The 20,786-nt window shown below is 62.2% G+C and carries 18 protein-coding genes and 1 pseudogene; 2 read left to right on the plus strand and 17 right to left on the minus strand.

Features of this window, described 5'->3' with window-relative positions:
• Positions 1 to 13 precede the first annotated feature (13 nt).
• The 6 genes from ACIQV9_RS03660 to ACIQV9_RS03685 form a co-directional block, all read right to left on the minus strand.
• The gene (locus ACIQV9_RS03660; protein ID WP_403098221.1) at positions 14 to 694 is read right to left on the minus strand and encodes a CsgG/HfaB family protein; all 681 of its coding nucleotides are present in this window, start codon (positions 692 to 694) and stop codon (positions 14 to 16) included.
• 323 nt (positions 695 to 1,017) lie between these two features.
• Entirely contained in the window at positions 1,018 to 4,116 is a 3,099-nt protein-coding gene (locus tag ACIQV9_RS03665; protein ID WP_403098223.1) for an error-prone DNA polymerase, read from the minus strand.
• On the minus strand, positions 4,092 to 5,507 hold the full coding sequence (locus tag ACIQV9_RS03670; protein ID WP_403098225.1) for a Y-family DNA polymerase: 1,416 nt from the start codon (positions 5,505 to 5,507) through the stop codon (positions 4,092 to 4,094). Before ACIQV9_RS03670 ends, ACIQV9_RS03665 begins: the two co-directional genes overlap by 25 nt.
• A gap of 7 nt (positions 5,508 to 5,514) precedes the next feature.
• Positions 5,515 to 6,132 carry a translesion DNA synthesis-associated protein ImuA gene (gene imuA / locus ACIQV9_RS03675; protein WP_403098227.1) on the minus strand — a complete coding sequence of 206 codons (618 nt, stop codon included), beginning with the start codon at positions 6,130 to 6,132 and terminating at the stop codon, positions 5,515 to 5,517.
• Positions 6,132 to 6,749: a transcriptional repressor LexA gene (gene lexA, locus ACIQV9_RS03680; protein ID WP_403098229.1), complete on the minus strand. Its 618-nt coding sequence runs from the start codon at positions 6,747 to 6,749 to the stop codon at positions 6,132 to 6,134. Before lexA ends, imuA begins: the two co-directional genes overlap by 1 nt.
• A gap of 38 nt (positions 6,750 to 6,787) precedes the next feature.
• Positions 6,788 to 7,705 (minus strand): LysR substrate-binding domain-containing protein, encoded by a 918-nt coding sequence (locus tag ACIQV9_RS03685; protein ID WP_403098231.1) that lies wholly within the window; start codon positions 7,703 to 7,705, stop codon positions 6,788 to 6,790.
• Positions 7,706 to 7,808: 103 nt separating this feature from the next.
• Here ACIQV9_RS03685 and ACIQV9_RS03690 point away from each other — a divergent pair, with 103 nt between their 5' ends.
• A complete protein-coding gene (locus ACIQV9_RS03690) occupies positions 7,809 to 9,551 on the plus strand; it encodes an amidohydrolase (protein ID WP_403098233.1) in 1,743 nt (580 codons plus the stop codon).
• Positions 9,552 to 9,655: 104 nt separating this feature from the next.
• Positions 9,656 to 10,393: a TorF family putative porin gene (locus ACIQV9_RS03695; RefSeq protein ID WP_403098235.1), complete on the plus strand. Its 738-nt coding sequence runs from the start codon at positions 9,656 to 9,658 to the stop codon at positions 10,391 to 10,393.
• 100 nt (positions 10,394 to 10,493) lie between these two features.
• Here ACIQV9_RS03695 and ACIQV9_RS03700 read toward each other — a convergent pair whose 3' ends face one another.
• The 11 genes and pseudogenes from ACIQV9_RS03700 to ACIQV9_RS03750 form a co-directional block, all read right to left on the minus strand.
• Positions 10,494 to 10,766 (minus strand): DUF971 domain-containing protein, encoded by a 273-nt coding sequence (locus ACIQV9_RS03700; protein WP_403098237.1) that lies wholly within the window; start codon positions 10,764 to 10,766, stop codon positions 10,494 to 10,496.
• On the minus strand, positions 10,763 to 11,725 hold the full coding sequence (locus ACIQV9_RS03705; RefSeq protein ID WP_403098239.1) for a HEAT repeat domain-containing protein: 963 nt from the start codon (positions 11,723 to 11,725) through the stop codon (positions 10,763 to 10,765). The genes ACIQV9_RS03700 and ACIQV9_RS03705 overlap by 4 nt, the downstream gene beginning before the upstream one ends.
• Positions 11,722 to 12,570, minus strand: a complete 849-nt coding sequence (locus ACIQV9_RS03710; protein WP_403098241.1) for an ABC transporter ATP-binding protein — start codon at positions 12,568 to 12,570, stop codon at positions 11,722 to 11,724. The genes ACIQV9_RS03705 and ACIQV9_RS03710 overlap by 4 nt, the downstream gene beginning before the upstream one ends.
• Complete coding sequence (locus tag ACIQV9_RS03715) at positions 12,570 to 13,343, minus strand: ABC transporter permease (RefSeq protein ID WP_403098243.1); 774 nt, start codon at positions 13,341 to 13,343, stop codon at positions 12,570 to 12,572. Before ACIQV9_RS03715 ends, ACIQV9_RS03710 begins: the two co-directional genes overlap by 1 nt.
• A 127-nt stretch (positions 13,344 to 13,470) precedes the next feature.
• The gene (locus tag ACIQV9_RS03720) at positions 13,471 to 14,877 is read right to left on the minus strand and encodes an ABC transporter substrate-binding protein (protein ID WP_403098600.1); all 1,407 of its coding nucleotides are present in this window, start codon (positions 14,875 to 14,877) and stop codon (positions 13,471 to 13,473) included.
• A 244-nt stretch (positions 14,878 to 15,121) separates the two neighbouring features.
• Positions 15,122 to 15,367 carry a ferredoxin family protein gene (locus ACIQV9_RS03725; protein ID WP_007946457.1) on the minus strand — a complete coding sequence of 82 codons (246 nt, stop codon included), beginning with the start codon at positions 15,365 to 15,367 and terminating at the stop codon, positions 15,122 to 15,124.
• Between the two features lie 25 nt (positions 15,368 to 15,392).
• Positions 15,393 to 17,123: a fumarate reductase/succinate dehydrogenase flavoprotein subunit gene (locus ACIQV9_RS03730; protein WP_403098602.1), complete on the minus strand. Its 1,731-nt coding sequence runs from the start codon at positions 17,121 to 17,123 to the stop codon at positions 15,393 to 15,395.
• Positions 17,124 to 17,134: 11 nt separating this feature from the next.
• Complete coding sequence (locus tag ACIQV9_RS03735) at positions 17,135 to 17,887, minus strand: GntR family transcriptional regulator (RefSeq protein WP_403098245.1); 753 nt, start codon at positions 17,885 to 17,887, stop codon at positions 17,135 to 17,137.
• Positions 17,888 to 18,187: 300 nt separating this feature from the next.
• Positions 18,188 to 19,153 (minus strand): Gfo/Idh/MocA family protein, encoded by a 966-nt coding sequence (locus ACIQV9_RS03740; RefSeq protein ID WP_403098247.1) that lies wholly within the window; start codon positions 19,151 to 19,153, stop codon positions 18,188 to 18,190.
• A gap of 16 nt (positions 19,154 to 19,169) precedes the next feature.
• A complete protein-coding gene (locus ACIQV9_RS03745; protein WP_403098249.1) occupies positions 19,170 to 20,057 on the minus strand; it encodes a Dyp-type peroxidase in 888 nt (295 codons plus the stop codon).
• 239 nt (positions 20,058 to 20,296) lie between these two features.
• Positions 20,297 to 20,618: pseudogene (locus ACIQV9_RS03750) on the minus strand (AraC family transcriptional regulator ligand-binding domain-containing protein); the annotation flags it as partial.
• Between the last annotated feature and the right edge of the window lie 168 nt (positions 20,619 to 20,786).

The raw sequence follows: 20,786 nt of genomic DNA on the forward strand, positions 1-20,786 counted from the left end.
TCATCGACCTTGATCAGTTACCCGGTTTCCATGCACCGGCATTCATCCCGTCCACCAGGCGATTGATCGCCTCGCGCATGGCCAGGTCGAGCACTTTGCCGTTGAGGGTCGAATCGTAGGCAGCAGTACCGCCGAAGCCGATGACTTCACGGTTGGACAAGGCGTACTCGCCCGCGCCCTGAGTCGAATAAACCACTTCGGAGGTGCTGATGTTGACGATGTTCAGATTGACCTTGGCGTAGGCCACCTGGGTCTTGGCGCGACCGAGAATGCCGAACAGCTGGTGGTCGCCGGTTTCTTTGCGGCCGAACTCGGTGACATCACCGGTGACCACAAAGTCGGCACCCTTGAGGCGCTGGGACTGGCCCTTGATCGCGGCTTCCTGCTGGATCTCGCCCATGTTGTCGCGGTCCAGCACGCTGAAGCGGTTGGTTTGCTGCAAGTGAGTGATCAGGATGGTCTTGGCCTGACCGCCGAGGCGATCCACGCCGTCGGAGAAGATCCCGCGCATGTAGCTCGAACGGTTGTCGAACTTGCCGACGGCCATGGGTACGCGAACACCGGCATATGCCACGCTGGCGCTTTCGACTTTTGCGACCGGCAAGGCGCGCGAGCTTTCGGTCGCGCACCCGGCCATCGCGCCCAGGAGGGCAATCGCTGCCGCCGATACCAACATCCGAGAGATCATTCTCATTGTGCATTCCTTCTGAAAAAACGGTTTATCCCGGCACGGCCATAGCCAACCGCTGCGGGTTGCAGCGGCGAAAAAGCGAGGGGGAATCAAATCGATAATCGACGTGCGGGACGTCGGCGGCCGGCATTATGCCAAAGTGCCATCATCGTGGACAGTGTTTAATTTTTATTGGCGCCAATGCATTGGCTGCCGCATTGATCGTTCCCACGCTCTGCGTGGGAATGCCTCCCGTGACGCTCTGCGTCACAGCGGGGACGCGGAGCGTCCATGGCTGCATTCCCACGCGGAGCGTGGGAACGATCAGTGGCGATCAGTGGTTGGGATCAGCGGAAATCCCGGCTGCGCACGCTGATGCCGTCCAGCAAGGGACTCAGGTCGCTCAACCGTCCGGCAATCAGGTGTCGCACCTCGCCTTCCTTTTCCCAGCGGCCATCGACCTTGAGCAATTGCGAGCCGACCAGGACCTTTCGCTGACGATCGGCGAGGTCGCGCCAGACGATGACGTTGACGTTGCCGAACTCGTCTTCCAGGGTGACGAAGGTCACGCCACTGGCCGTGCCGGGCCGTTGCCGACCGGTGACCAGCCCGGCGACGCTGACTGGTCGCCCGTGCTCGACCTCCATCAGCTCTTTCGAACTGCGACAGCGCCGGGCTTTCAATTCACCGCGCAGCAACGCCAGCGGATGCGGACCGAGGGTGGTGCCGACACTGTTGTAGTCGGCCAGCAAGTCCTCGCCCACCGTGGGTTTGGGCAGATAGATCGCAGGTTCTTCCTGACTCGGCAGGCCGGCAAACAAACCGAGCTGCTTCTGCACCCCCGCCACTTCCCAGCGCGCCCGATGGCGGTCACCGGCCAGGCCACGCAGCGCGCCGGCATCGGCCAGTTGCTCCTGGGCACGGGCATCGAGTCGCGCGCGCTCGCCCAGGTCGGCGATGTCGACAAATACACCCTTTGCCCTCGCCGCTTCGATGCGCCGGGCATCGTCCTCACGAAAGCCCTTGATCATCCGCAGCCCCATGCGAATCGCCGGTTGCGCGCCGGTGATCGGTTCGAGGCTGCAATCCCAGTCACTGGCGCGCACGTCCACCGGACGAATCTGCAAATGATGCCGGCGCGCATCCTGCAGAATCTGGTCCGGGCTGTAGAAACCCATGGGCCAGCTATTGATCAGCGCACAGGCGAAGGCCGCCGGCTCATGGCATTTCAACCAGCAACTGGCGTAGGTCAGCAAGGCGAAACTGGCGGCGTGGGACTCGGGAAAACCGTAGCTGCCGAAGCCTTTGATCTGTTCGAAGATCTGCGCGGCGAACTCGGCCGTGTAGCCGTTTTTCTTCATCCCGGCGGCCAGCCGATCCTTGTGCGGTTCCAGTCCGCCGTGGCGTTTCCAGGCGGCCATGGAACGACGCAACTGATCGGCCTCGCCGGGACTGTAGTCGGCGGCGACAATCGCAATCTGCATCACCTGTTCCTGGAACAGCGGCACGCCCAGGGTGCGCTTGAGCACGACTTCCAGTGCCGGGGACGGGTAAACCTCGGGTTCCTCCTTGTTTCGCCGTCGCAGGTACGGATGCACCATCCCGCCCTGGATCGGCCCCGGACGGACGATCGCCACCTCGATCACCAAGTCATAGAACTTGCGGGGCTTGAGTCTGGGCAGCATCGACATCTGTGCCCGTGATTCGATCTGGAACACGCCAATGGTGTCGGCACGGCCGATCATGTCGTAGGTTGGCGAGTCTTCGGCCGGGATCGTCGCCAGGCTCAAGTCCAGATGGCGATGACGGCGCAGCAGATCAAAACAGCGGCGAATCGCGCTGAGCATGCCCAACGCCAGAATATCCACCTTGAGCAACCCGACCGCGTCGAGATCGTCCTTGTCCCACTGAATGATAGTGCGCTCGGCCATGGCGGCGTTTTCCACCGGCACCAGACTGTCCAGTGGCTGCTCGGAAATCACGAAACCGCCGGGGTGCTGGGACAGGTGTCGGGGGAAACCGATCAGTTGCTGAGTCAAACTCAGCACCCGGCGCAGCACCGGGCTCTCGGGGTCGAAACCGCCTTCAAGCAGGCGTTCCACGGGGGGTGTTGCATCGCTCCAGTGGCCACAGCAATCGGCCAGGGCGTTGATCTGGTCCGGCGGCAGGCCCAGGGCCTTGGCCACGTCGCGCACCGCGCCGGCCGCGTGATAGGTGCTGACCACTGCCGTGAGTGCGGCGCGGGTCCGGCCATAACGCTGGAACACGTACTGCAATACTTCTTCGCGCCGTTCGTGTTCGAAATCGACGTCGATGTCCGGCGGTTCATTGCGCTCCTTGGAGAGAAAACGTTCGAACAACAGCGTGGTGCGATCCGGGTCGATTTCCGTGATGCCCAAGGCAAAACATACCGCCGAATTCGCGGCAGAACCGCGGCCCTGACAGAGGATTTTCTGCTCACGGGCGAACCGCACAATGTCATGCACCGTCAGGAAGTAGCTTTCATAGCCCAGCTCGGCGATCAGCTCCAGCTCCTTGTCGATCTGCACCAGCACCTTGGCTTGCGGACCTTTTGGCCAGCGCCACGCGACGCCCTCTTCGGTCAAATGCCGCAGCCAGGACGTGGCCGTCTGGCCTTCCGGCACCAGCTCGCGGGGATACTGGTAACGCAACTGGCCGAGGTCGAAGGTGCAACGCTTGGCAATGGTCAGCGTTTCATCAAGCAACGCTTGCGGATAGATCGATTGCAGGGCATCGAGGCTGCGCACATGCCGCTCGCCGTTCGGATGCAATCGCATCCCGGCCTCGGCCACCGGCAGGTGATGACGGATCGCGGTCATGGTGTCCTGCAAGGCGCGCCGTCCACGGGTGTGCATGTGCACATCGCCACTGGCCACCGCTGGAATCCGCAGTTCCCGCGCCAGGGTCAGCAGTGCGTCCAGTCGCCGGGTGTCGTCCTGCCCGCGATGCAACTGCACGGCCAGCCACAGGCCATCGCTGAACCTCTGTTTGAGCCAGTGGCCGCTGGTAAAATCATCGACCGTGTCCGGCACCCACAACGCCAGCAACCCCGGCATCGGTTCGCTGAAGTCCTCACGCAGCACTTGGTACTGGCCTTTCTGCGTGCGGCGCCGCGCCCGGGTAATCAACCGGCACAGGGTCTGGTAACCCTCAAGGGTTTCCACCAGCAGCACCAGTTTCGGACCGTCCTCGATGCGCATTTCGCTGCCGATGATCAGCGGCAGCTCCACGGAGCTGGCCGCTTGCCAGGCACGGACGATACCGGCCAGGGTGCATTCATCGGTGATCGCCAGTGCTTGATAGCCGTGCTTTTTCGCCCGCTGAAACAGTTCCAGGGCACTGGAAGCACCGCGCTGGAAACTGAAGTTCGACAGGCAGTGCAGCTCCGCATACTCGACGCTCATGCGAACCAGCCTTGCAGCCACAGCGGGCCGACCTCACCCACCGCACGGTAGGCCCAGCCCTGCTGGCCGGAGCGGGTTTCGATCAGGTAGTAATCGCGACGCACGTCGTCGCCGTCCCACCAGCCGGACTCGATGCGCTCCGGCCCCATGAGGATCCGTGTCGAGCCTTCGTGTATGGCCTGCGGTTCCGTCAGCAACCAGCCCGGACGCTGCACGCCCACCAACCCCGCGCAGAGTTGGCTGTCGACCCGTGCCTGCCACGCGCACTCTGGCCGGTGATCGGCCTGGAAACGCAAGCCATGCACCGCGTCATCCCCAAGCCGTGCACGCAAGCGTTCGCGCAGTTGCTCCCAAGGCAAGGATTGCTGCGGACGGTCGTCGAACAGCTCCTGACGTTGCGGGACGAAACTCGGCAGGTCTTCGGCGCGCAGCCGAAAACCGCGTACCGGGGCCTCGACCTGCACCTGCTCCAGCCGCCCCCGAGCCAGTTCGAAGAGCATCGCCGGATCGCGCTCGGCGCTGAGCAGCCCGACCTTGATCACCGTGCCTGGCAAGCCGGCGTGTTCCAGGTGCAGGTCGAAACGCTGCACGCCACTGTCTCGGCCGCAGAGGAATGCCGACAGATCGCCGGTCAAGCGACGCAATGGAAACAGCAGCGCCTGATGGGATTGCACATCGAAGTTGAGCTCGATGCGCACATCAAACCGGTCCGGCGGCAGGTAGAACGCCAGCGCCAGCCGCCGCTCGCCGAACAGCGCATCCAGGTGCTTGAGCACCTGCGCCTCGAAACGTCGCGCCAGGCTGTTGCGCGGCAACGCCTGAACCTGACTCAAGGTGCGCAACCCCATGCGCGACAACGCCGTGGCCACCGCCGGCTCCAGGGCAATCCGGTCAACCGGCAATTGCCCCAGGTGATAACGCAAGGCTTGATCGTCCGGCACCACCAGGCCGTCATACACATTAGCCAACACCCGCGCGGCCACCGGGTTGGGCGCGGCGACGATTCGATGCCGAAAGCCCAGCTCGCCGAGTTCAGCGCGCAACCGCGCCTCGAACTGCGGCCAGGGCCCGAACAACCCCAGGCTGGATTCGATTTCAAACACCACGGCACGCGGGTAATGCACGCTGACCTGAGAGCTGAAGCGATAGGCCCACGCCGCCAGGAACTGTTGCCAGTGTTCGATCTCGGCGACGTCGTATTCGGCCGTGACAAAACCTTTGCTCAAGGCTTGCGCGGCAGTCATCGACTGCCCCGGACGCAAGCCCAGCGCCCGCGCCGGAGCGTTGACCGCTTGCAGCACCCGGCGCTGTGCCGGGCCGGTCAGCAGCGCCAACGGTTCATCGGGATCGGGGCGCTGACGCAGTACCGCGTCCAGCGCCAATTGCGGGAAGAGAATGCAGACCCAGCGCATGGCAACCTCAATGCCCCACGGGAAAGGCAATCGGCGCCGAACGGGCCAGCCCGCCCCGACACTTGAGCACGCGCAACTGTGCAGGCCGGGCATCGATGGCGATGCGCAGGGCCGCAGGCGAAGGGTTGATGGCTTCGTTGATCGAGCGGTAAGCAAACGCCAGGGTCGAGCCGGTTTCGGCCGCCACCTGCAAGCGCCGCAGCGCCCGGTCATCGGCCTTGTGCGGCCAGCACAGCACCGCGCCGCAACTGCCTGAACGCAGGCATTGTTCCGCCGCCCACAGCGCATCGCGCTCGCTGGCCTGGATGATCGACAACTGGCGCAGATCGACCCCGGCGTTCTGCCAGGCCTGGGGATACGGCACGTAAGGCGGAGCCACCAGCACAATGCGTTCGCCCGCCGACGACAGCCGCGCCAGCGCCGGCCATACCAGTTGCAACTCGCCAACGCCCTGCCCGGCCAGGAGGATTTCGGTCAGCGCCGCTTCCGGCCAGCCGCCGGTGGGCAACGCCGCGTCCAGTGCGGCATGCCCGGTGGGTTGCGGGCTGACCGCTGGCGGCGCAGGCCGGCCCTTCCAGACCTGGCCGCCATTGAACAGCGTGTCCAACGCAACGACGGCGCCCATCACCCTTGCCTCACCAGACCGCAGAACACCCCTTCGATGGCCAGGTCCTGATTGGCCTTGACGATGATCGGCTTATAGGCCGGGTTGCGCGGCAGCAACCGGACAACGTCGCCGACCCGCTCGAAACGCTTGATGGTGACTTCGCCGTCAAGCCGCGCCACGACGATCTGGCCGTTGAACGCTTCGGGATTGCGGTGCACGCCCACCAGGTCGCCGTCGAGAATGCCGTCCTCGATCATCGAATCACCTTGGACCCGCAGCATGTAGTCCGGTACCCGCGAGAAGATCGACGGGTCGAGCAGCAAACGGCTGTGCACCTCGGCATCGGCACCGATCGGCGCACCCGCCGCGACCCGACCGAGCACCGGGATGTCCAGCAACTCGGGCCGCGCCGGTTGCCCGAGCAAACGAATGCCCCGGGCCTGATTGGGGTTGACCTCGATAAAACCGGCCTCGGTCAGCGCCAGCACATGCTTGCGCGCCACGCTGCGGGAGGCAAAACCAAACGCCTCGCTGATTTCAGCGAGGCTCGGGGACTGACCGTGCTCCGCGATTCGATCGCGGATAAAGGTCAGGATGGCAGTACGGCGGGGGGTTAAAGTCGTCATGGAGTACATTTGTACTCTTTCGGCATTTTCCTGGCAAGGACCGCCAGTCAGCTCAAGCCACGCGACGCCAGAAACCCTGCGATGTAATCGATGAACGCCAGCACTTTCGCGGTTGCCCGCCGATGACTGGGGTACACCGCCAGGATGTACGAGCCGAAGCTGTCCGGATCGATGACGTAATCGGCCATCACCCGCACCAGCCGCCCGTCGGCAATATACGGCGCGGCACTCCACAACGGCGTGTGCAACAAGCCGCGTCCGGCCAGTGCGTTGGCCAGCAGCAGGTCGTAATTGTCACTGCGCAATCGCGGCGACTGCGGTTGTGGCAGGCTCAACCGCTGCCCGTCACGCTCGGCCCACCAGAATTCGCGGCTGAGCAACGGATGACGGTAGAGCAGCCATTCGTGGTCATCGAGGGTGTCCGGCGTGACCGGCAACCCCTTGCGCGCGAGATAATCAGGGCTCGCGCACAAGGCCAGCCGATTGCTGCCGACGACGCGGGCGATCAGCCCCGGCAAGTCGTCATGCCCCTCGCGCAACGCCAGGTCGTAGCCGCTTTCCAGCAGGTTGACGAACGCATCGCACAGGTCCACTTGCAGGTTGATCTGCGGGTATTGCTCCAGAAAACCGCCGCACACCTGATCCAGAAAAGCCTGCCCATACGCCAGCGGCGCGGTGATTTTCAGGTTGCCGCGCAGGCCATGCTGTAACTGCTCGATTTCCTCGCCGGCCTCCTCCAGCCGCTGCAAGACCTGGCGCGCGGTTTCCAGATAAAGACGACCCGATTCGGTCAGCAAAATCCGCCGGGTGCTGCGCTCAAACAAGCGGGCGCCGAGCTCCGCTTCGAGGTGATTGACCGCTTTGGTCAAGGCCGACGGAGTCTTGCCCAGTTGCTCGGCGGCGCGACTGAAACTGCCGAGTTGCGCGGTGACCACGAACATTTTCAATGCACCCAACTTGTCCATTCTTTTTCCATTCAGGCAAAAACGTTTTTCGTGAGTGAGGCGTTCTGCTGGCCGTGACAAGCCACTAATCTGGCCATCAGACGCAATAACAAGGAAATACTCAATGAAAAGATTCATCCCGAATCTATTGATGGCCGCCATCAGTTTTGCCTCGATGGAAGCCATGGCAGCGGCCGATCTGGTGCTGATCAATGGCAAGATTTTCACCGCCGACCGCGCCCAACCGAAGGTGCAGGCGTTGGCGGTACAGGACGGCAAAGTGCTGCAAGTCGGTAGCGATGCGCAGATCAAGGCCCTGATCGCATCGGGCACCAAAGTCGTTGACCTCGGCGGTAAAGCCCTGATGCCGGGCCTGATCGACAGTCATTCCCACGCCATATTCGGCGGTCTGGAAATGACCTCGGCCAATATGGAAGACGAGGTGGTCGACCTCGACGAACTGGAAAAACGCCTGAAAGCCTGGCGCGATGACGGCAAGGCGAAGCATGGCGATGTGCTGAGCGTGGCCGGCATGAGTTCGACTTACTGGGCCCAGGCCGAAGCTTTTGGCAAGAAATTCAACAGTGGCGAATGGGCCTCGGTGCCCGTGGTGTTCACCGGCAGCGATCACCACACCGCGTGGGCCAACAACGTGATGCTGCAGCGCGCGGGCATTGATGCCGCGCTGCTGAAGAAACTGCCGGACGCGGAAAAAGACACCATCGGCAAACTCGCCGATGGCAGCCCCAACGGTTTCCTGGTGGACGCCGGCTGGGATCGCGTCGCCTCGAAGATGCCAGTCCCGAGCCCCGCCGATATGTTGAAAGCCGCGAAATCCGCCGTGCGCTACAACAACAGCCTGGGCATCACCGCGTGGATGGACCCCGCCGCCAACGCCGCGCCCGGCGAACCGGTGTTTGCGCTCAAGCCCACAGAGAAAACCGTCGGCGTGCTGCCGGTGTACAAAGCGCTGGCCGAAAGCGGCGGCATGAGCGCCCACGTCGCTGCGCTGCTGGTGGCCAACCCGAAAAGCGTGCCGGCCGATCTCGACACACTGGACAAGGTCCGCCAGCAATTCCAGGGCATCCCGAACCTGACTTTGCCCGGGCTCAAGATCTTCGCCGACGGCGTGATCGAATACCCGGCGCAGAGCGCGGCGATGATCGACCCGTACAGCAACTCGCACAAACAGGGCGAACTGCTGATCGATCCGAAACGCTTCGGTGAACTGGTCAGCGCCATCGATCAGCGTGGCTGGCTGGTGCATATCCACGCCATCGGCGACCGTGCGGTGCGTGAATCGTTGAACGGCATCGCCCAGGCGCGCAAGGATCGCCAGAGTGGCGTAACGCACTCGATCACCCACCTGCAAATGGTCAACCCGACAGAGTTCGCGCGGTTCAAGCCGCTCAACGTCATCGCCTCGATGCAACTGCTGTGGGCCAGCGCCGACGAGTACACCCTGGACATGATCAAACCTTATGTCAGCGCGCAGGCTTTCCGTTACCAATACCCGGCGCACTCGCTGCTTAAACAGGGTGCGACCATCGCCGGTGCCAGTGACTGGGCGGTGTCCTCTCCCAATCCGTGGAACGCCATGGCCCAGGCCATCACCCGGGAAGGTCCGCTGGGCGTGCTGAACGCCGATGAGCGCATTGACCGCGAAACGATGTTCTACGCCTATACCCTCAACGCTGCGCGCACCATCGGGCTGGAGAAGCAGATCGGCTCGCTGAGCCCCGGCAAGCAAGCCGACTTCATCGTGCTGGACCGCGACGTGTTCACTGTCGACAACAAAGCCCTGCACGACACCCAGGTGCTGCAAACCTGGTTCGCCGGTCGCGAAGTCTACGCACCGACGCTCTAAGAAAAATCTCACCCACTGCCCTGCCCCGCGTTTGTCGCCGGGGTTCGGCGCAGCCTTGCCGTAAAAAATCTGCCCATAACAATCACAATAACGGGACGCTCCCCATGAAAGCTTTCACCCTGTTCGCCCTCGGTTCCTTGAGCCTTCTTCCCTTGAGCAGCCAGGCGCTGCCCTTGAATGACGACTTCGCTCTGCTGGTCGACCTGACCCTGGCCAGCGACTACCGCACCCGTGGCATTTCGCAAACCCAGAATGACCCTGCGGTGCAGGCCGGTTTGACCCTGGCGCACAGCAGCGGCCTGTACCTTGGCGCATGGAGTTCAAACGTCGATTTCGGCGGCGGTTTGAAAACCCGGCAAGAGATCGATTACTACGCCGGTTGGCTCTGGCAAGCGACCGATGCCGTCAGCCTGGACCTTGGCTATCTCAAATACGCTTACCTCAAGGAAAGTCAGTTCAACCAGGGCGAGACCTACGCAATCCTCAGTGCTTATGGGGTGAAGCTGGCGGCCTATTACTCCGCGGATGCGCCGGGCATCGACAGCAAGCAGAGCTCGCTGTACAGCTACGTCGGTTATGAAACCGAGTTGCCTTACGGCACAGGCCTGAAATTGCGCTACGGCAACATGGATTTCAAGGACCCGTACCTGTACACGATGTCGGGCGAAGCCGAAGACTCGTACCGCGAATGGGAAGTCAAACTGTCCCATGAACTGGCCGGTGTGATGTTGGGTTTGAGTTACATCGATACTGACCTGTCGAAAAGCCAGTGCGCCGGCAACTGGGGCTTCGACGATGTGTGCAGCGCCACGGTGGTGGCAAGCATCAGCAAATCCTTCTGACCCCCACAAATCCTGTAGGAGCGAGGCTTGCCCGCGAAGGCGTCGTGTCAGCCAACGTTGATGTCGTCTGGCACACCGCCTTCGCAGGCAAGCCTCGCTCCTACAGGGCTGAGAGGTAGGGCCATGGGTAGATTCCGCGCTCATGGCCGTCGCTGAAGATCAGTTGCAGGCCGTAACCTTGTTGGTTGAGTTCAGTCACGCGGATGCGCTTATCGACTTTCACCGTCAGCCCCTGCAACCGAAACGCCCGGCACTGCGAACATGGGCACTGCCGGCGCAACTCGACATGATCCAGCAGCTGCTCACGCCCGTCCGGCCAGTTCAATCGCAGCTGTTGTTTACTTTGAGAATTACCAATCGCCAGCGGGTTCATTGCAGTTGACTCAAGGCAATGCGCACGGCTTTGCGCACTTCCGGGTCGCCGTCGCCCTGGGCGGCCTGCAAGGGTGCGATGGCGCCTTTATCGTTCAATTCGCCGAGGGCCAGCGCGGCTTCCTTGCGCAGGTTGCTGATGCGATGGCCGAGGGTTTCGATCAGCGCGTCGAGGGCCGGGACGAAACGCAAACGGCCGAGGCTGCGGGTGGCGCGCAGGCGGACTTGCCAGTAATCGTCGCTCAAGGCGTCGACCAGGGCGGAACCGGCGTCAACGTGTCCGACCTTGCCCAAGGTCGTTGCGGCTTCTTCGCGCACTTGCCAGGCGTGGTCCTGCAAGGCCTGGCGCAGCGCCGGCAACACTTGCGCATCGGAGGCCAGGCCGAGGGCGCCGGTGGCGGCGCGGCGGACTTCGGTGTCCGGGTCGTCGCTGGCCAATTTCGCAAGGGCAGGCAAGGCATCGAGCTGTTTGAGCCAGCCAAGGACGCCGACGGCTTCGCGACGCACACCGGCGTCCTCATCGTTCAAGGCGCCTGAAGCAGCCGCGGCAGCATCGGGAAAGCGCAACTCGCGCAAGGCCCTGAACGCGGCGATGCGCACGCTAATGTCGGCATGCCCGGTCCACGGCAGAATCACCCTGCCCGCGGCTTCGGTCTTGAGCAGGCTGAGGCTTTGCGCGGCGGCAGACTGCACCGCCAAGGATGGATCGGTCAGGGCCTGGCACAGCGCTTCAACTACAGGCTCGACCTCCCAGGCTTCGAGCAATCGCGCGGCTTCGGCGCGGACCTCTTCGGTCGGGTCCTCAGCCAGACGATTGACCAGCCACAGCAGACCATCCGGTTCTTCAAGGTCGGCCAGTTCGATCAAGGCAATTCTGCGCACGCCGGGATCTTCATCCGTGAGGCGCGGTTGCAGGGCGAGAATGTCGTCGTTGTCGGTTACATCGAATAGAGAGGTCATAGGGCAAATCGCGGCAGTTTGTTTTCAGGAGGAAGTCCGAGAGGGTTCAGGCGCGGTAACTGCCGACCGTCTTCGTGACGCAGTAATTCGAGGCAATGGCGTTTCAAGCGAGAGAACTCGTGGCTGGTGACCAGTTCGGTGGTGCGTGGCCGGGGGAAGTCGAGGCGCAGGTCTTCGATGATTCGACCGGGACGCGAGCTCATGACCAGCAGGCGATCGGCGAGGAACAGCGCTTCGTCGATGTCGTGGGTGACAAACACCACGGTGGTGCGAATCCGCGTCCAGATGTCCAGCAGCAGTTCTTGCATGTTCAGCCGGGTCAGGGCGTCGAGGGCGCCGAAGGGTTCGTCCATCAGCAACAGCCGCGGACGATTGATCAGCACCCGGGCGATTTCCACCCGTTGTTGCATGCCGCCGGAGAGCTGGTCGGGCCAGCGGTCGGCGAAGCCTTCGAGGCCTACCAACGCAAGGATTTCATCAGCCGCTTTGTGGCGTTCGGTTTTACCGATGCCGCGCATTTTCAGGCCGAAAGCAACGTTGTCGCGCACGGTGCGCCAAGGAAACAAGGTGTGGTGCTGGAAGACCATGCCGCGCTGGGGCGATGGACCTGAAACCTGCGCGCCGTCGACTTTCAGTGTTCCGGTAGATGACTGCAGGTGCCCGGCCAGTGCGCCAAGCAAGGTCGATTTGCCGCAACCGGACGGCCCGAGAATGCAGACGAATTGCCCCGGTTCGATCTGGCAATCGAGGCCTTGCACGGCTTCGAAGGCGTGCTGGTCTTCGCCGAGGACGATGGACAATTGGCGGATATCGATCCGCCCTTCAGGGGTTTGCATCACGCTCATCAGGCTTTTCCTCGTGGTCGGTGCCACGGCGTGAACAGCCCGCCGAGACGTTTGATCAGCAGGCTGCTGCCCATCCCGAGTACACCGATCAGCAACATGCCGACGACGATGTCGGCGTAGTTCTGGATGGTGTAGGACTCCCAGGTGTAATAGCCGATGCCGTACTGGCCGGAGATCATTTCCGCGGTCACCAGGCAGAACCACGAGGTGCCCATGCCGATGGCGAGGCCGGTGATGATGCTCGGTGCGGCGCCTGGCAGAATCACCTCCAGCAGAATCGCCCGGCGCCCTGCCCCGAGGCTTTTGGCCGAGGCGATCAGGCGTGGGTCGACGCCTTCGACGCCGTGCACGGTGTTGAGCAGGATCGGGAACAGCGCACCGGTGAAGGTGATGAAGACCATCGACAATTCCGAAGACGGGAACATCAGGATGGCCAGGGGAATCCAGGCGACGGCGGGGATCGGACGCAGGACTTCCAGGGGTGGCAGCAATAAATCTTCGGCCCATTTCGAGCGGCCGATGGCCAGGCCCAGGGCAATGCCGATGACCAGCGCGGCGAGGTAACCGGCGAAGACCCGGCTCAGGCTGCTGCTCAGGTGCTGGGCGAGCTTGCCAGAATCGCCGAGGCCGAATGCGGCTTCAATGACAGCCACCGGCGTCGGGACATTGGCAAAGGTCACCAGGCCGAGGTTCCAGTGGTGACTGGCGGCGAGTTGCCAGAACAGCAGGCAGAGCAGCAGTGAGGCTGCTCGGGGGATCCAGCGTGAAAACATATATCACCTCTGATCGTTCCCACGCTCTGCGTGGGAATGCATCCCGTGACGCTCTGCGTCACATTCAAGAGCGGAACGCGGAGCGTCCCTGGCGGCATTCCCACGCGGAGCGTGGGAACGATCTGACTCAGCGGGTGGCGACGGCCTGGGTGGTGGCGTCGGTGAAGTCGAGGACTTTTCCGCCCTGGGCCGTGGCGAATTGTTGGGCCTGGCCTTTGAGCAGGAATGCGCTGAGGCGCCCCTTGGCATCACTGGCAAACCACGCCTGATCTGCCAGCAATTTGATCCCGCTGTCACTCGCCTGGGCATACACGGCGCGGATGTTTTTGCCTTCCTGCTTCAGGCTCGCCAAGGCGGTAAACGCCGCTTCCGCCGAAGCGTACTGACGCACTTTCGGCTCGCCTCGCACCCAGATCTCCGCCACATGGCTGAAGTCGGTGATGGCTTTACCGCTCACCGCATCCACTGCTTTGAGCGGCGTCTGCCCGTAGTTGGCCAGTTGCGCGGTGTAGTCCAGGTTCGACGCCTTGAAGGCGGCGCGGATGTATTGGTCATCGATGAAGGTATTGAGATCGAGCCCGCGATCCGCCTTTTTCAACAGTTTGAGGGTGTCAATGGCAGTACCGACAGCCTGACGGTATTCGGGCTTCCAGCTGAGGTCGCGGGTTTGCACGCCCAGCGGGCCATGGAACAGGTAATTGACCTCCGCATCGACTCCGGTGACCTTGGCGATCAGCTCGCTGTATTTCTCTGGCTCGGCGGCCAGCAGCTGGTTGGCTTCGATGCTTGCGCGCAGGTAAGCGATGACGATTTCCGGGTACTTTTTCGCGTAGGCCTGATCCACCAGCGCGCCATGGAAGGTCGGTGCATTGGCCTGGGAACCGTCATAAATCTTGCGAGCAAAACCACGGCTCGGGAACAGTTCGGCAAACGGTACAAAGTCAGCGTGGGCGTCGATTTTCCCGGCCTGCAACGCGGAGCCGGCGACTTCCGGCGGCTGGGCGATGATGTTCACATCTTTCAGCGGATCCCAGCCTTGCGCTGCCACAGCCCGCAACAACATGCCATGAGCCGTCGAGGCGAACGGCACGGAAATGGTTTTGCCCTTCAGCTCCGCCAAGGACTGCACACCCGACGCGCTCGGCACCACGATGCCATTGCCGCTGCCCTTGATGCTGCCTGACAGGACGCTGATGAACAGGCTGTGCTTGCCGGCGGTTTCGAACGCCACGCCGTTGAACGAACCAGGGAAATCGGCCATGGCGCCGAAGTCGAGTTTGCCGGCGACCATCTCGTTGGTCAGGGGTGCGCCGCTGGTGAAGTTTTTCCACTCGACTTCGTACTTGGCGTCCTTGTATTGGCCGTCGTGGGGCAGGTATTTATCCAGCAGGCCGAGTTCGCGAATCAACAGACCGCCGGCGGCGCAGTTGATCGTGGTGTCCTGGGTGCCGATGGCAATGCGGATGGTTTCGGCCGAGGCCGACAGGGTGAATGAAGCCAGTACCAGACCGGCAAATGCTGCACGCAGCAATATTGGCAAAGACATGATGAATCCCCTCGAATCATTTATAGGATGTTCGTCTCCGCCACGATCAGGGCGTGGTGGGAAACGAGGGGTGTTTTGAAGCGAGCGTCCGGTGTTGCCGGGTAGCTATTTTTTTGTCTGTTCTGGCCTCTTCGCGGGCAAGCCCGCTCCCACAGGTTTCGAGGTGCCCACAGGTCATTTGTACGACACAAATCATGTGGGAGCGGGCTTGCCCGCGAAGGCGTCCTGTCAGTCAGCGCAGTAAATAAGGGATTTCAACTTTCACAGCCCCGGTCGGGCAGTCCTTTTCACATGGCATGCAGTACCAGCATTCGTCGAAGGCCATGTAGGCCTTTTGCGTGGCCGGGTTGATGGCTAGCAGGTCCATCGGGCAGACGTCGACGCACACGGTGCAGCCTTTGTGGGCGATGCAAAGGTCCTCGTCGACCGTAACCGGCGCATTGGAGCGGAAGAAAATTTCCTGGGGTTGATAGGCCATTTCGCGGTCTCTCTTTTTGTGATGCTCAGGCAGCAAAGGCGCCGACCCGCAGCCGGTCGTAGGCCTGCATTTCTTCGGCGTCGAGCGGGATGATGTAAGGCTCGACGGCTTTCTTGAAACTGGTCATCTGGCCGTCGTCACCCTTCTTCAGGTGGCAATGGCAGAACCAGTCGCTGTCGTTGCGTTGCGGGTGGTCGACCCGATAGTGGTAAAGCCCCCAGCGACTTTCAGCGCGGAACAAGGACGCGCGGGCGGCCATTTCGGCGCAGTCGCGGATCATGCTGACTTCCATGGCGCGCATCAGTTCGTGGGCGTTGTGCGCTTTGATCTGATCCAGGTCGCGCTGGATATCACTGAAGCGTTGCAGGCCGATTTGCATCTTCTTGGTCACTTTCGGCGGTTGCAGGTAGTCGTTCACAAAACGTCGCAGCTTGTATTCGACTTGCGCGGGCGGCAGGCCGTGCTCGCGATCCAGTGGCGCGTAGACCCTCAGCTTTTCCGTTTCGATCTGCTGGGCATCGACCGCTGAAAACTCGCGACCGGCGACAAAATCCGCCGCGTTGGTACCGGCAAACCAACCATAAGTGAACGCACCGAGCATGTAGTTGTGCGGCACCGCTGCCATATCGCCCGCAGAGTACAAGCCCTTGACCGAGGTTTCGGCCTTCTCGTTGACCCACACGCCGGACGCCGAGTGGCCGCTGCAAAAACCGATTTCCGAGATGTGCATCTCGACCATCTGCGTGCGGTAATCGGTGCCGCGATTGGCGTGGAACTGGCCGCGACTCGGGCGTTCGTTGCTGTGCAGAATCTCTTCGATGTTCTGGATGGTTTCCTCGGCCAGGTGATCGAGTTTGAGGAACACCGGGCCATTGCCGCTTTCGAGTTCCTGGTGGAACTCCCACATCATCTGCCCGCTCCAGTAATCGCACTCGATGAAGCGCTCGCCCTTGTTGTTGGCGGTGTAGCCGCCCAACGGGCCGGTGACGTAGGCGCAGGCCGGGCCGTTGTAATCCTTGATCAACGGGTTGATCTGGAAGCATTCGAGGTTCGCCAGTTCGGCGCCAGCGTGATAGGCCATCGCGTAGCCGTCGCCGGCGTTGGTCGGGTTTTCGTAGGTGCCCATCAGATAGCCAGAGGACGGCAAACCCAGACGCCCGGCGGCGCCGCAGGCGAGGATCACCGCTTTGGCTTTGATCACATGGAAGTCAGCGGTACGGCAATCGAAGCCCATCAGGCCGTTGACCGCGCCCTCTTCGTCCGTCAGCAAGCGCGTGCAAACGACGCGATTGGTGATGCTGACCCGCGCCCGCTTCAACTGGCGATACAGGACTTTCTTGATGTCGTGCCCTTCCGGCATCGGCAGCACATAAGCGCCCATGTGGTGGACCTTTTTCACTGCGTAGTCGCCGGTTTCGTCCTTCTCGAACTTCACGCCCCAGCGGTCCAACTGCTCGATGGTTTCGAAGCTGTGGGTCGCGTAGGCATACACCGCCGCCTGGTTGACGATGCCGTCGTTGGCGATGGTGATTTCCTTGGTGTACTGCTCGGGCGTCGAGTGGCCGGGAATGATCGCGTTGTTCAGGCCATCCATGCCCATGCTGATCGCGCCGCTGCGCTTGACGTTGGCCTTGTCGATCAGCAAAACCCGCAGATCGCGGTTGCGCTCCTTGGCCTTGATCGCCGCCATCGGGCCAGCGGTGCCGCCGCCGATCACGACGATGTCGTATTCCTGTTCAAGCGTGCTTCTAGTCATAGCGCTATGGGTCATGCCTGATCCCCTTTTTGCCGGTCGATCCGCAAGCGGTACTGGAAGGCATCGCCGCGGTAGTAAAGGTGTTCGAAATCCACGGGAAGGCCTGCGGCATCGTGGGTCAGGCGCTCGATGCGCATGATCGGCGAACCGGCCTCGACGTTCAGGGCCTGGGTCAGGTCGCTGTCGGCCAGCACCGCGTCGATGGCGAGGTCGGCGTGACCGAGGGCCAGGCCGCAGTCGTTTTCGAGGATCAGGAAGATGTCGCGGGTGACCAGATCGGCCTTCTCCAGCCGTTCGCCGATGGCTTTGGGCAGGTAGGTGATTTCCAGCGAGATCGGCTCGCGGTTGATCAGCCGCACGCGTTTGATCTGCGCCACGGTCTCGCCTTCGGCGACCTGTAAACGCTCGGCGACGAGTTTGTCGGCCGGGATGAATTTGAAGCTGCGCAGGCGGTTGATCACCTCGTAGCCGCGACCGGTCATGGACTCGGCCAGGCCTTGCAGGGTGCTGACGTTCTGGAAGGTTTTCGGCTTGGCGACGAAGGTGCCTTTGCCGTGAATCTTGAAGATCAGCCCTTCCTTTTGCAGATCGCCCAAGGCCTGGCGCACGGTGATGCGGCTGACTTTGAACAGCGCGCCGAGTTCGCTTTCGGAGGGCATCTGGCTGTCTTGCGGGTATTCGCCGTCGAGGATGCGGGCGCGCAGCACATCGCGCAGTTGCGTGTGCAGCGGGATGCTGCTGAGGGATAGAACGTTATCGGTCATGGCAGATCACTTGTTATAACGAGTTATGACGTGATCTTAGAGAGCCGGTGCGGGGATTGAGAAATACTGATTAAGCATAAGGTTAGATTCACCAGGCAACCCCGGACCTTTGTAGCTGCCCTGTGGTGAGGGGATTTATCCCCGTTCGGCTGCGCAGCAGTCGTGACATCAGGCAACGCGGTGGATCAGATAGACCGTGCGTTCAGGTTTTACGACTGCTTCGCAGCCGAACGGGGATAAATCCCCTCGCCACAACGCGTAGCTCGGCAGCTGCTACAACGGTCGGTTTCTTCAGTGAGTTCAGCGCTTGAGGATCTGGTCCATCACCCAGTCGGTTTTCAGCGCGTGTTCGGCCACCGCCGGATGCTGCGCCTCACCCCGGATGTGAGCGTTCATGCCCAGCACGTGATGCCACTGGATGTGCTCGTGATGGTCGATGTGCAGGCTGAGATTTTCATCCGCCTCCAGCTGCACCGGGTGCTCATCGAACACTGAAAAACTGATCCGGCCCTGGCTGCCGATCAGCTCGACCCGATCTTCGCGCCGGTCGGCGACGAAATTCCAGCAGCCCATGCCCAGGGCACCCGAAGCAAACCGCCAACTGGCGCTGACGGCGTCTTCGGCAGCATACAAACCGGCCTGCCGCGCAGTGAAACCGGCGACTTCGACGATATCCCCGAGCAAATACTGAAACAGATCGAAGCCATGACTGGCCAGGTCGGCGAAGTAGCCGCCACCGGCAATCACCGGGTCAGTGCGCCAATTATCGGCGCCACCCAGATCGTTCGGCGAAGGCGCCTTGGTCAGCGTCCAGGACAGATGCCGCACCTCGCCGATCCGCCCTTCCTCCAGCCACTGCCGCACTTGTTGAAAGCGCGGCAGCGAGCGTCGGTAATAGGAAACGAACAGGTGCAATCCCGCGTCGGCAAATACCTGTTGCATCTCACGGCTTTGCCCGGCATTCAGCGACATCGGTTTTTCGACGCAGCAATGTTTGCCGGCCGCGGCGACCAGCAAGCTGTAGGCGTGGTGGCTGTCGGGTGGTGTGGCGATGTATACCGCGTCCACCTCGGGATCATTGATCAGCGCTTGCGCGTCGGTGTAAACCCGAGCGATGCCGTGGCGTGCGGCGTAGTCCGTGACCGCTTCCAGACGCCGCCCCATCACCGCCACCAGCGCCGAACCGGGCGCCTTGTAAAAGGCCGGCCCGCTCTTGCGTTCGGCGACACTGCCACAACCAATCATGCCCCAGCGCACTACGTCCATGTTCTCTCCTTGATCCTTAGCCGATGCGCAAAGCGCGCAGGTCCAGATGACCGTCCTTGAGCGGCGGGCACCAGTAATAGCCGCCGGTGATCGGGCGGCTGATGCGATACAAACCGTCGGTGATGCCGTCTTCCAGTCCGCTCATGCGTCGCAGCTGGGCTTCGAAGGCGTCCAGGGAAAAACCGAACGCCAGGAACATCAGGCCGGCGCGATCACCTTCGATCCACGGCATCGAGCGACGGACCACGAACACTTCGGGGGCGAAGCTTTCCTGGGCGGTGCGTTTGACGTGGGCGGAAATCGGCGCGTCATCCAGTTCTTCGTTATCGCTCAAGCGACGCCCCATGATGTTGTCCTTTTCATGGGACGGCATCGCGTGGAAACCCTTCAGATCATGCTGCCACTGCTGGATCGCGGCAAAGCTGCCACCGACCAGGCCTTCAGCGCCCTCGCCCAACAACGCGGCGGCCACGGCGGCTTCGTCGTGCGGGTTTTCGGTGCCGTCTTCGTAGCCGGTCAGGTCGTGGCCGGTCATGTGGCGGAAGGTTTCGTTCATCTGCACCAGGCGCAAGGCCGGTGCCAACGCGGCTTCGATGGCGTTGCTGCGATTGAGCAACTCGCCACGGTCGACGCCGTGCAGCCAGCACCACAGCGCGTGCTGGGTCGACGGGTTGTCGACGCCGACACCGGTCAGCGCCGGAAACGGTCGCAGGCCATCGATCTGCGCGTGCAGCGCCTTGACCAGGGATTCACCAAAGCCGACCACCACCGACTTCCCGTCCACCAGTTGCATCAATTTGTCGAGCGCGGCCGGCAATGCTTCGGCGGATTCGAGGGCGAAGAACATATGACGGGCTTGAGGCGGAACGGGGGTGGCGAGAATGCCCGGCTGGTAGTAACTCATATGAACTCCTTGAAAAAGAGCGCGGAGTTTAACCGGGGATGAGCCTTTGTGTGCACTCCTGTAGCAGCTGCCGAGCAGCGCGAGGCTGCGTTCGGCTGCGCAGCAGTCGTGAAATCAGGCACTGCGGTGTGTCAGGAAAACCTTAAGCACAGGATTTACGACTGCTGCGCAGCCTCGCGCTGCTCGGCAGCTGCTACAGGGGATTTGTTGATGGTAGGGATTCGTTGCGAAAGGCGCTCGGTCAGATCCCGGGATATCGCCCGCTCGACGGCCTGGATCATGTCCATCTTGCGGTGAACCTGCGCCGCTTCCAGCTCGAGCAATTTGACCGCCTGACGCAGGGCCAGGTAGTGGTGATGGGGCAGGTGCACGTCCAGCAAATGGACGGCGATCACCCTGCGGTTTTGCCGGCAACCGAAACGCACATCCGACCCCAGCAGACGCTGGTATGCGCTGGAATAGTCTGGCGCGGCGCATGAACTCCACCGCCATCAGCATGAAATCGGCCCGCACCAGCGCCCGGTCGTATACCAACAGGCTGGCGAAAAACTCCTCGACCGCGCCAGCGCGGCGTCGGCGGGCATGGCGCTGGCCGCTTCGTTGTGTGTCGCCGGGCTTTTCGGCTCATCGCCACAACCGCTCAGCAGCGCGGCGAAGACGCCGCCCACCAACGCCAAACAAAAGGCTAGGCTTTTCAGAGACTCGACTGGCCCGCATGGTTGTCCTCTC

This window comes from Pseudomonas sp. NPDC099000, from assembly GCF_044759925.1.
GTDB lineage: Bacteria > Pseudomonadota > Gammaproteobacteria > Pseudomonadales > Pseudomonadaceae > Aquipseudomonas.